The organism is Bacillus sp. SLBN-46 (assembly GCF_031453555.1).
In the GTDB taxonomy this organism is placed as follows: Bacteria; Bacillota; Bacilli; order Bacillales; family Cytobacillaceae; genus Neobacillus.
Window position 1 is genome coordinate 3,477,712 of the sequence record NZ_JAVIZM010000001.1, and the last position, 11,997, is coordinate 3,489,708.

The 11,997-nt window shown below is 39.4% G+C and carries 8 protein-coding genes; 4 read left to right on the forward strand and 4 right to left on the reverse strand.

The window, feature by feature from the left end; translation table 11 throughout:
* Window positions 1–30: 30 nt before the first annotated feature.
* The 3 genes from QFZ87_RS17840 to QFZ87_RS17850 are packed head-to-tail and all read right to left on the reverse strand — an operon-like array spanning window position 31 to window position 2,862.
* Window positions 31–1,197, reverse strand: coding sequence for an ABC transporter permease (locus QFZ87_RS17840; protein WP_309864180.1), 1,167 nt, complete (start codon window positions 1,195–1,197; stop codon window positions 31–33).
* Window positions 1,175–1,885 carry an ABC transporter ATP-binding protein gene (locus tag QFZ87_RS17845; protein WP_309864183.1) on the reverse strand — a complete coding sequence of 237 codons (711 nt, stop codon included), beginning with the start codon at window positions 1,883–1,885 and terminating at the stop codon, window positions 1,175–1,177. The genes QFZ87_RS17840 and QFZ87_RS17845 overlap by 23 nt, the downstream gene beginning before the upstream one ends.
* The gene (locus QFZ87_RS17850; protein ID WP_309864185.1) at window positions 1,885–2,862 is read right to left on the reverse strand and encodes an efflux RND transporter periplasmic adaptor subunit; all 978 of its coding nucleotides are present in this window, start codon (window positions 2,860–2,862) and stop codon (window positions 1,885–1,887) included. The genes QFZ87_RS17845 and QFZ87_RS17850 overlap by 1 nt, the downstream gene beginning before the upstream one ends.
* Before the next feature lie 185 nt (window positions 2,863–3,047).
* On the opposite strand from QFZ87_RS17850, the gene QFZ87_RS17855 reads away from it, so the two are divergent.
* From QFZ87_RS17855 to QFZ87_RS17870, 4 genes are all read left to right on the forward strand, one after another.
* Window positions 3,048–3,509, forward strand: coding sequence for a MarR family winged helix-turn-helix transcriptional regulator (locus QFZ87_RS17855; protein ID WP_309864188.1), 462 nt, complete (start codon window positions 3,048–3,050; stop codon window positions 3,507–3,509).
* A 3-nt stretch (window positions 3,510–3,512) separates the two neighbouring features.
* Window positions 3,513–6,629 carry an MMPL family transporter gene (locus QFZ87_RS17860; protein WP_309864191.1) on the forward strand — a complete coding sequence of 1,039 codons (3,117 nt, stop codon included), beginning with the start codon at window positions 3,513–3,515 and terminating at the stop codon, window positions 6,627–6,629.
* Between the two features lie 156 nt (window positions 6,630–6,785).
* Window positions 6,786–8,249, forward strand: coding sequence for an alanine/glycine:cation symporter family protein (locus QFZ87_RS17865; protein WP_309864194.1), 1,464 nt, complete (start codon window positions 6,786–6,788; stop codon window positions 8,247–8,249).
* Between the two features lie 183 nt (window positions 8,250–8,432).
* Entirely contained in the window at window positions 8,433–9,896 is a 1,464-nt protein-coding gene (locus QFZ87_RS17870; protein WP_309864198.1) for a TerD family protein, read from the forward strand.
* Between the two features lie 43 nt (window positions 9,897–9,939).
* Here the strand turns inward: QFZ87_RS17870 and selB are convergent, their stop codons facing one another.
* Window positions 9,940–11,796 (reverse strand): selenocysteine-specific translation elongation factor, encoded by a 1,857-nt coding sequence (selB, locus tag QFZ87_RS17875; RefSeq protein ID WP_396133976.1) that lies wholly within the window; start codon window positions 11,794–11,796, stop codon window positions 9,940–9,942.
* Window positions 11,797–11,997 lie beyond the last annotated feature (201 nt).

Consider the following 11,997-nt stretch of genomic DNA (forward strand, 5'->3'; position numbering starts at 1 on the left):
CGCAAAAGGAACGATCCGCTTACATTCATTTTATTCATATCGTAGAGCCTGAATAGGATTCAATTTGGATGCTTTATTAGCAGGAAATACTCCAAATATGACACCTACAGCCAACGAGAAAAGGAATGATAATAGCATCACCGATGATGTGAATGATACGGTTAAACTTAATAAAGAGGAAAGGATCTTTCCAATACCTAGTCCTGCTAAAATACCAATGATTCCTCCAACACCACTTAGTACCACTGCCTCAATAAGGAATTGTAAAAGAACGTCTCGTCTCTTAGCACCAATAGCTTTACGAATCCCAATTTCCTTTGTTCGTTCTGAAACGGATACGAGCATAATATTCATGATTCCTATCCCACCAACTAGTAACGAAATACTTGCAATCCCACCCAGCATCATGGTCATTGTGTCTGTGACAGAACTCATAGTATCCATTAAATCCTGTTGGTTCGTTACACTATAAGAATCACTCTTGTTTGGAAATAAAGAGGCCATCTTCATTTCTACCTCGTTCATCACGAAATCCATTTGGTCTTCACTTTTTCCTTGAAGGTAAACTTGATTTATCGTTGTACTCTTTACCAACCGCTGGCCCGTACTTAAAGGAACAATAACAACGTTATCTCCACTTTGGCCCATGGAACTGCCTTTTGAGACTAGTACGCCGACTACTTTAAAAGATGTACCCTCAATTTGAATGTATTGACCAACAGGGTCTATCGAACCAAAGAAGGTAGAGGCCGTATCCGCCCCGATTACCGCAATCTTTTGTCTATATTCAATATCAAGATCTGTAATAAATCTACCTGCACTCACCTTCGTGTCACGAACAGTGGAATACGCTGCATTCGTTCCCGTTAGAGTCACCTGTGAGGTAGTTCTATCCTTCTTCACATTTACCCGACCAGAAACTACGGGAGAAACATCTTTCACTCCACTCAATTTCCCAAGCTCTTCAATTTTATCTTCCGTTAAAGCTAAATCCGTACTAAATGTATTAATAGTTAATAGATTGGTTCCAAGCTGATTAATTTGACTTGCCACATTTTGTGCTGCCCCTTGTGCAATCGAAACAAGGATAATCACGGAAGAGACCCCGATAATCATCCCAAGCATTGTTAGTGCAGACCTTAGCTTGTTCCCTATTATACTGCGGAGTGCCATTTTAATAGATTGAATAATTCCCATCTAGCTCACCTCCATTTTCTTGAAGCTGGCCGTCTTGAATACTGACCATTCTTTTTGCTTGCTTCGCTATTTCTAAATCGTGTGTAATTAAAATAATGGTATGTCCCAATTCATTTAGCTCTTTCATAATGGATAAAATTTCCTTACTAGTCTTGCTATCTAGTGCACCAGTAGGTTCATCAGCCAGGAGAATGGCCGGATTCCCTACAAGTGCTCTCGCAATGGCAACCCGTTGCTGCTGACCACCAGATAGTTGGGTTGGTAAATGTCCTGACCTGTCCTTCAACCCTACTTTTTGAAGGCTTTCTAATGCTCTTTCCCGGCGTTCTTTTGTGGGCACACCACTATATAACAGGGGCAACTCAACATTTTCAAGTGCTGTCAATTTTGTTAATAGATTAAAATTTTGAAAGATGAATCCTATTTTCTGATTTCGGATCGTTGCTAATTGATTGTCATTCATCTTACCGATATCCTTACCAGCCAATAGGTATTTTCCGGACTGGGGTCTATCAAGGCAGCCTATCATGTTCATGAGTGTTGATTTTCCTGAACCAGACGGGCCAATAATGGCTAAGAATTCTCCTTTATCAATCTCAATTGACACATTATTTAAAGCGTGAACCGTTTCGCCACCAAGTTTATATGTCTTCATTAAATCTTTTATTTGAATGATTGGTTTCCCCATTAGTTACCTGTCCTTCCGCTAAATTGTCCTTGACGACCACCGTTTCGGTTAAAGCCGCCCATTCCACCCATATTTGCCCCACCAAAACCTCCACCTTGCATGAAGCCTTTTGTATTGCCGGAAGAGCTTCCGGTAGCGAGTTGAGGTAATTGGACCACTTCCCCTTCCGTTACTCCCTCTGTAATTTCAACATAATCTTCATTGGCTAATCCCGTTTTTACAGTCTTCTGTTCGCTTCCACCATTTGTTTGTGAACTAGTTGTTGAAGAAAGTACCTGCACAAATTTTTCACCATTGCTGCTGTGGATTGCGTCTAACGGAACATATAGTGCCGATTCCTTACTTGCTGTTAATATACTAGCTTCAGTACTCATACCCACTTTAAGGTTTTCTGGTTTATCAATATGAATAATTACATCGAAGGTCGACACACCGTTTGATGAATTTCCCTCTTCAGAAACGGAAGCTACCTTTCCTGTATAAGCCTGGTCCGGGAAAGCATTTATTTTCAAACTTACTGTTTGATCCTTTTTGATTTTAGGAATATCAAGTTCGTCAATTTGTACAACCGTTTGCGAGTCTTTGTAGTTCGTTACATGGGCAACAACTTGTCCACTTGTTACCCGTTCACCTGCCGAAACGGATATGGTGGTCACAATTCCGGACGCAGGTGCTGTAATCGGATCGCTTCCATCAGTAAATGTGATGAGTTCGTCACCCACCTTTACTTCTTCCCCTGTAGCAACTAATACTTCATCAATTTCATTGTTATTATCCTTTGCTTTAATATCTTCACTTGTAACGGGTTGAACTGTTCCTGATCCGCTGATTTTAACTTCTAGCGTTCCTTTTTGTACCGTAGCTGTTCTCACCTGTGCTGAAACTGTTTGACTGCTTGTTTTTGATGAATAATATTGATAGCCAACAAAACCCGCAACCAATAATCCAACTGCTAACATTACCCATTTTTTCATCATGCTCTACTCCTTTTCTAACCCTAGACATGCCTAGGGAGCTCAAAGTTTGTCATAAAATATTATTGCGATGATTCCTTAATTTTTCCTTAAGGGAATATTGACGTGAATTTCACCTTGTTTTATAGTTAAACAAGTGAATAGTTAAAGAGTTTAACTATTTGTCCGAAAAGTGAGGAGACAGATATATGGAGAACAAAACCATTCAGGAATTAATTGACCGCTATGTGACGTTGTCTTTTCAAGTCCATAAAAAAGCAGAATCTTTGATTAAGGGGCAAATTGGTAATGAACTGACAAATGATCAGCACTACATATTAAGATACATTCACCAAGCTAAGGAATGTACCTCTTCTGAATTAGCAGATGCATTTGAAGTAAATAAAAGTGCAATAACAGCCATCATTAATCGAATGGCAGATAGAGGTCTGATTCAGAGAACACGTGATGAAAACGACAGAAGAGTTGTTTATTTAACGTTAACAGAAGAAGGAAATGGCTTATACCAAGATTGCCAGGAAAAAGTACGACTACTAGTTGAATCCATCATTACCCAATTTGATGAGACAGAAATAGTAAATTTTATGAATACGTATGAAAAATTAGCGTCAATCTTATCCAATAAGAAAAAGGAAGAACTGGGGGAATAATCCTTGAATACGATTATCAAAGGAAAATGGTTCATTCTAGCCGCATGGATTGCAGTGATCGCTACCTTTTTTTTGATTGCGCCAAATATGGAAGCCCTTGTACGGGAGAAAGGACAAATTTCCGTTCCAGAAGGCTACTCTTCAACCATTGCTGAGAAAATTCTAAATGACGTTCAATCCAGTGAAAATAAAGGCAGAGACTTACAAACTGCACTCGTGTTCCATAGCGATAAGAAATTGACCAACAAAGATTTTGCGCAAGCAGAAAAAGCGGTTTCAACACTTGAAAAAAATAAAAAAGAACTTGGTATCACAGAAATCCTCACTCATTTTAAACAGGAGGAATTAAAAGACCAGCTTGTTTCGAAAGATGGAAAAACGATTTTGGTTTCTGTGAAGGTAACAGCAAATAATCGGGAAGCAAAAGAAATCTCAAAAGATTTGTATGATGCCATTGATCAAATTAAACTCGATCATTATTACACAGGGAATTGGGTAATTAGTGAAGATCTCATTACCAATTCTCAAGAAGGATTGAAAAAAACAGAGGGCATCACCGTTGGATTCATTCTGGTTGTCCTTTTACTTGTTTTTAGATCCGCTGTAGCCCCGATTATTCCATTGGTAACAGTAGGTTTTAGTTACCTTACTGCCCAATCCATTGTCGCACTGTTAGTTGATAAGGTTGATTTTCCGCTATCAACCTTTACTCAGATTTTTTTAGTAGCTGTTCTTTTTGGAATAGGAACGGACTATTGTATTTTGCTCCTCAGCCGTTTTAAAGAAGAAATGGCTGAAGGGAAAGATGTAACTGAAGCTATTATCACTACTTATCGTACTGCAGGTAAGACGGTATTCTTTAGTGGTGTTGCCGTCATGATTGGATTTGCATCCATCGGACTTTCCACATTCCAGCTTTATAAATCTGCTGCTGCGGTAGCTGTTGGTGTAGCCATTTTGTTAATCGCACTCGTCACCGTCGTCCCTTTCTTCATGGCTGTATTGGGCAAAAAACTGTTCTGGCCCTCAAAGGGGAACCTTGAGCACGGTGACAGTAAATTCTGGGGCTTTATGGGTAAATTTGCGTTAGCACGTCCCTTAATCGCTTTTATCCTAGTGGCTCTTATATCCGTACCATTCTTATTTACCTATGATGACCAATTATCATTTAACTCGCTTGAAGAAATTAGCGATGAATACCCTTCTATAAAGGGCTTCAATATTATCTCTGATTCATTTGGACCTGGTGAATCCATGCCAACTCAAATTGTCATTAAAAATGATGATCAAATGAACACATCGGAATACATTGCGATTACAGAAAAGATTAGTCAAGAGTTAAAAAAAGTGAACGATGTAGACAGCGTACGTTCTGTCACACGTCCAACCGGCAATCTTATTGACGATTTCTATCTTTCTAAACAAGTAGCTGGTCTTGGTGACGGACTAGGACAAAGTAATGAAGGAATTAAAAAAATCAGTGATGGTCTTGAAGAGGCTGTCACTCAAATGACCTCTAATCAACCGAAAATGCAGGAAGCAACTGATGGAATTAGTCAGTTAATTACGGGTACCAATACGATAAAAACAAAATTGGGAGAGCTACAAGGAGGTCTCTCACAGATTGAACAGGGACTGAAAGCTGGTTCTATAGGGGCTGGTAAGGCTAAAAAAGGGTTGGAGCAGATTAAGGTAAATTCTGCTGATATTTTAGCCGGAAGTAAACAACTCCTTGAAGGATACAAAAAAGCAGAATCTGGGTTAGGTACTCTTAGAGAGAATTATGAGAAAACAGCAAGCGGAATAGAAAATCTACACCAAGCTTTATTATCCACAAATCCATATTTTAGTAATTTAGAAAAAGATTATATTGGTATACAAGAGAATCAAAACTATCAAACTATTAAACAGACTGTTCAGGGCTCTCAATCAGCTACTAAAGAATTGTCTGCAGGGATGGATCAACTAAATACTAGCTTAAAAGGTGCCCAAGATGGGATCGCTTATGCCAACAGTAAATTTACTGAAATAATTGCAGGTCAGGAAGCGTTAATTAAAGGGATGGAGCAAATCATCTCAGGTATCAACCAACTAGAAGGCTATCTCAATCAAATGGCTGATGGTCAGGCAAAAGCAGTTGATGGGATTCCGCAATTTACTGGGGGATTAAATACTATTAGTGAGGGTCAGAAGCAGCTTCTTACAGGGTTTGAAACAACGAAAAGTCAAACGATGGTGCTTTCAGACGGATTGGCCCAAAGTGCTGATGGTCTAAATAAAGTATATGATGGACTAGATTCTGCACAAGATTATCTTTCCGCTGTGTCTAAGCAAAAACAGAATGGCTTTTACATTCCACAAGAAGTGCTTAACAGCAAGGACTTTGAGCAGGCTCTGAATGCCTATATGTCAAAGGACCGAAAAGTGATGACCCTTGATGTGGTTTTCAATAAAAATCCTTATTCGAATGAAGCAATTGACCGTATTCCAGAAATTAAGCAGGCGGTCAAACGAGCAGTCAAGGATACTAAGCTTGAGAATGCGAAAGTAGCAGTTGGCGGTGTTTCCAGCATGCACCATGATTTAGACACCATTTCAAAAGCTGATTATTCTCGTACAGTTGTCTTAATGTTGGTAGGTATTAGTATTATATTAATTATTTTACTTCGCTCGCTCATTATGCCACTCTATTTAATCGGCTCATTAGTCTTAACCTACTTTACATCCATGGCCATTTCAGAAACGATTTTTGTGAATTGGTTAGGTTATACAGGTATCAGCTGGGCAGTTCCATTCTTCGCATTTGTCATTCTGGTGGCGCTAGGTATCGACTACAGCATATTCTTAATGGATCGATTTAACGAATATCGAGATATGTCAGTCCAACAAGCAATTCTTCTCTCTATGAAAAAAATGGGCACAGTCATTATTTCTGCAGCCGTTATTCTTGGTGGTACTTTCGCAGCGATGATGCCATCAGGTGTATTATCATTGCTTGAAATAGCTACCATTCTATTAATTGGATTGGCCTTATACTCACTCGTGTTTTTACCACTATTCGTACCAGTTATGGTCAAAACCTTCGGTCAAGCCAACTGGTGGCCATTTATAAAAAAATAAACAAAACAACGCGCACTGAACCTCAACGTTCGGTGCGCTTTTTTAACCCATTAACGTGTTAATATATTAGAATAATTACACAATTAAAAAAATTCTTTTAATTGACCAATATTCTGTTATATAATAAAAAAGTAATTTAAACAAAGGGGGAAATATATGGAACAGTTTGTTAATTGGCTCAGTGGGATTATTTGGAGCCCGGCACTCATTTATTTATGCTTAGGTGTAGGTTTATTTTACTCTTTTGCTACAAGGTTTCTGCAAGTAAGACATATGAAGGACATTATTCCTTTAATGTTTAAAGGCGGAAAATCAGATGCTGGAATCTCATCCTTCCAAGCATTAACCCTTGCCTTATCTGGTCGTGTCGGGACTGGTAACATCGCCGGCGTGGCAACAGCTATTGCCTTTGGTGGACCTGGTGCAGTGTTTTGGATGTGGACTATTGCCTTCCTAGGCGCAGGTTCAGCATTTGTTGAAGCAGCTTTAGGTCAGGTATATAAGGTGAAACAAAACGGACAATTCCGTGGTGGGCCTGCCTATTACATAGAAAAAGGATTAAAGATGAAATGGTATGCGGTCCTTTTTGCCATTGTAACTGTTATTGCTACAGGAGTCCTCTTACCTGGGGTTCAAGCAAATAGTATTGCGGCTAGTGTGGATAATGCATTTGGAATTAGCCCAGCAATCACTGGTGCTGCTCTAGTCATTTTTCTAGCAGCAATCATTTTTGGCGGTGTTAAACGGATTGCGCGTGTTGCTGAATTCGTTGTCCCTTTCATGGCTTTAGGTTATATCCTCGTTGCCGTTATTATTGTTGCAATGAATATTTCAGAACTACCAGGGGTATTAAAACTAATTTTCTCTAGTGCATTCGGTGCAGATGCTGCATTTGGAGGAATTTTAGGTGCAGCTATTTCTTGGGGAGTTAAGCGTGGTATTTATTCGAATGAAGCAGGACAAGGTACTGCTCCACATGCTGCAGCTGCAGCCGAGGTTTCTCACCCTGCAAAACAAGGGATTGTTCAAGCCTTTTCCGTATATGTGGATACATTATTTGTGTGTTCTGCCACTGCGTTCATGATTCTTATCACTGGAATGTATAATGTTGCACCAGAGGGTAAGGCTCAAATTGTCAACAACCTTGGTGATATCGAACCAGGTCCAGCGTACACTCAATCTGCTGTTGAATCAGTGATGCCAGGTTTTGGTGCTCCATTTGTAGCAATTTCTTTATTCTTCTTCGCATTTACGACCATTATGGCATATTATTATATGGCAGAAACAAACCTTGCCTATATCAATCAAAAAGTAAAACGTGTGTGGACTGACTATGTGCTCAAAATTGCTATTTTAGGAATGGTATTCTATGGCAGTGTGAAAACAGCAGGCCTTGCATGGACATTAGGTGATATTGGAGTTGGAAGTATGGCTTGGTTAAATATTATTGCCATTCTCCTTCTGACAAAACCAGCACTTAAAGTGCTTAAAGACTATGAGGCACAGCTTAAAGATGGAAAAGATCCGGTGTTTGATCCTGTAAAGTTAGGGATTAAAGATGCAGATTTCTGGGAGCAAGAATATTCTAAGCCTCTTGAGAAAGAAGAAAAAACTGGATGATTTTGTAGTATGATAGAAAGGACTAACTTTATTTTTTGAGTTAGTCCTTTCTTTTTAATTTATGTGAAACTTTTCGCCTCAACTTCCGTAAAACATATAAGTGGTTTTTTAACTGGATGTTTTTTCTTTAATGAGAATAGATATATTATTTACATATGAAAAATACTGTGAGGAGTGGAAAATGTGGGTGTAACTCTTAGCAAAGGGCAAAAAGTGGATTTAACGAAATCATATCCTGGCCTTCAAAATGTTGTAGTCGGCTTAGGGTGGAATATTAGTCATATGGGATCAAACTTTGATTTGGATGCTTCAGCATTTTTACTAGGAGAATCTGGCAAGGCAAACAGTGATCAAGACTTTGTTTTTTACAATCATCCCTCTGGTGGGAATGGTGCCATCATTTATAGCGGTGACAACCGCACAGGAGCTGGGGAGCGAGACGACGAACAAATCAGAATAGATTTAACTCGTGTCCCAGCCCACATTCACCGTATCGCTTTTACGATCACGATTCACGATGCACAGGTCAAGGGGCAAAATTTTGGACAAGTATCCGATTCTTATGTTCGTATCTTTAATGAATTGACCAACGAAGAATTAATGAGATTTAACCTTGGCAGAGATTTTACCGTGGAAACTGCGATAGTTGCTGCTGAATTATACCGGCATAATGGAGAATGGAAATTCAATGCGATCGCTAGCGGCTTTCAAGGCGGCTTAGCAGCATTATGCCGGAATTTTGGGATTACTGTTGATGACCCTCCTGTGAGTGCGCCATCGACATTGCCCTACCAACAATCTACTAACCAACCAAACGTTACCACTAACTATAGTCAGCAATCACAAACGTACCAACAAAATAATAGAAATCCATACCAGCAAAGCCAAGGAATGCAAACCTCCTACCAACAGCCAGTTCATCTTCAACCAGACTCAGCGTTCCAGCAGCCTTCTTATGGATATCCGGCACAGTCTGCCTTTCCATCGACTTCTGCTTCCAACCAAACGTATGGTGGAGATGAAATTGTATGTCCTCGTTGTCATTCCTCTAATGTTCGAACGGGTAAAAAAGGATTTGGACTAGGAAAAGCCGCTATCGGAGGGTTAATCCTTGGCCCAGTTGGTTTACTTGGCGGCTTTATTGGAAAGAATCAACTAAAGTTCTCTTGTAATAACTGTGGCAGTACATGGTCCCCTTCGCAAACAGATTATGCGGAATGGGCAAATAATCAAAAAAGAAGAGCACAAGAATTATTTAATCGTTATAAAAGCCAGGATGTTCTTGAAGCCGTTGTAGCCGCTTGTGCATTAGTGGCTATGGCCGATGGTTATTTAGATGCGGTGGAGCGTCAAAAAATGCTGGAATTTGTTCATCAAAGCGATGAATTACGAGTCTTTGACACAAATAAGGTCATTCAGAAATTCAACTTCTTTGTTTCTAGAATTGAAAATGATCGGATGATGGGCCGAGCAGAAGCGTTCCGAGCACTTGGAAAAATAAGAACCAAACCTGAAATAGCCCGATTAGTTGCACGTTATTGTATTGCAATCGGCTATGCAGATGGAAATTTTGACAACAATGAAAAACAAATGGTGGCTGATATCTGTCGTGAACTTGGCTTAAACCCTGCTGAATTCCTTTCATAATCGTAAGAAAACCCTCTATTCCAGCAAGGAATAGAGGATTTTTTTATCTAACCCATTTGCGCTTATTTTCTACTCTTTTTGTTAATCCTTTGGCATCCAATCTTTCTAAAAATGGAATCATATATTTTCTCGATAAGTCTAGGATGTCCTTTGCTTCGCCGACCTCAAATTCAGATCCGGTTTGACTTTGAAGCTTACTAACAGCCTCAGAAAAAATTTCTCCGTGATAGGCAAATTGCTCATCTAACGGTATGATTAGTGCTTGGTCCTCTAAAAACCTTTTTAAATCAAATACAAGATTTTCAGGAATGCCTGCTGCTGAAAAATAGTCTTTCAGGTAGCGGACTTTTAAGCCATCCTTTTTCATTTCCTCCAGCAAATTCTCTGTCCGCCTTGACCAGTTTTTTGGAACATGTGGTACAAAGGAAGCCAGGAATACAAATTGTTCTTTCCGATTAAATACTCCTTTAGTTATTCCATTTTCCACGACAAAATCAAGTAAGGATTTTGGGAATCCTTTTTGCATGGTTTGTAACAACTCAGCTTTATTTATACCAGTTTTCATTGAATGAGACAGATGAAATTCCTGTAATCGATCGAATATGTCTTCTTCTATGGCATTAATTAATAATTGTAATGTGTACTCTTTTCCATTGTAGAAAACAAATTCAGGGTTATCTAAATGCTGAATTAATATTGCTTCATCTAGTGCAGTACGTTTTATTAACTCAGCTAACGGAAGACTCTTCGCTTCAATTAGAGCCGCAGTAATCCGTTCTTTTGGTGAACCTACTTTTTTCTTTTCCAGCTCTTCTATGGTTTGGTTCCCGAATCGGTACTTGCTACCGCGTGGATCAATTACCCAGCCACCGCCGATGGTTTCTTGTGGGCTAGGTCTGCGTAAAATAAAGCGGTCGCCCCGCTTTGTTAGGATTTCTTCTTCCAGACGAAGCTGGCAAAGGATTTCTCCATTTTCCTCTTTAATTTCGTTACGATCAAAGAAAACAATTCTGCCCATAACCTCTGCTGTTCCAATATGCAGTTTAATTGGCATCCGCTGCTTGACCATATGTTCAAGATCCTCAACCACACGGATAGCTACATCTACTGTTTTTGTAACAATAAAATGCTCGGAGGAAACGAGAACATCCCCCCGATCTAAATCTTCCTTTGAAATACTCGAGAGGTTAATCGCGGTCCTTTGGCCTGCATAGGCTTTTTGTGCAGGCTTATGATGGACCTGAATCTGCCGTGCTCTTACTTCCAGTCCTTTAGGCATGATCTTCAGCACTTGTCCCTCTTCCACCGTTCCCTCATAAACAGTTCCACGAACAACGGTTCCTTGACCTTTCACGGTAAACACTTGATCGATTGGCAGACGGAATGCCCCTTTCGCATCTCGCATTTCCTGTTCTTTTAGCGTTTTAATAATCACATTTTTTATTTCCTCAATGCCCTTTCCTGATAAACTGTCTACAAGTACAAAAGGGGCTTCTTCAAAAACAGTCCCCATTAGCTCTTCTAAAATATCATCCTTAACAAGTTCAATGAATTCTTCATCTACCCTATCAATTTTAGAGATGGCAATCAGACCATTTTTTACACCTAAGAATTTTAAAATATCTAAATGCTCCCTAGTTTGCGGCATAACGCCTTCATCCGCAGCTACCACTAACACCACCAAATCGATTCCCGCTACTCCAGCTATCATTTGCCTAATAAACCGTTCATGGCCTGGAACATCTATCACTGAAATCTGTATTTCGTCATCTTCATACAGAGGAGCAAATCCCAATTCGATGGAGATTTGTCGTTCTTTTTCTTCTTTTAACCGATCTGTATCCACATTGGTCAGCGCTTTCGTTAAGGATGTTTTCCCGTGATCAATATGCCCTGCCATACCAATTGTAAAATATCTTTTTTCCAAGTTTGCCACCTTCTTAAAATCGTTCTTTCATATAACTGTAGCCTTTATATTGCAATTGTTCAAGAGAACATTTTTAGACAGTTACTCCCCATTCTAATCAAAGTTTAATCTTCTATTATAGGCAAAAGTATTCACAAATCTTTGTAGATTATATATAATAGTTTTATAAATTTG

Coding starts and splice junctions, on each gene's coding strand:
- QFZ87_RS17855 (WP_309864188.1), top strand. CDS start 3,048: ATGGAGAACAAAACCATTCAGGAATTAATTGACCGCTATGTGACGTTG.
- QFZ87_RS17845 (WP_309864183.1), bottom strand. CDS start 1,885: ATGGGGAAACCAATCATTCAAATAAAAGATTTAATGAAGACATATAAA.
- QFZ87_RS17850 (WP_309864185.1), bottom strand. CDS start 2,862: ATGATGAAAAAATGGGTAATGTTAGCAGTTGGATTATTGGTTGCGGGT.
- QFZ87_RS17840 (WP_309864180.1), bottom strand. CDS start 1,197: ATGGGAATTATTCAATCTATTAAAATGGCACTCCGCAGTATAATAGGG.
- QFZ87_RS17865 (WP_309864194.1), top strand. CDS start 6,786: ATGGAACAGTTTGTTAATTGGCTCAGTGGGATTATTTGGAGCCCGGCA.
- selB (WP_396133976.1), bottom strand. CDS start 11,796: ATGGCAGGGCATATTGATCACGGGAAAACATCCTTAACGAAAGCGCTG.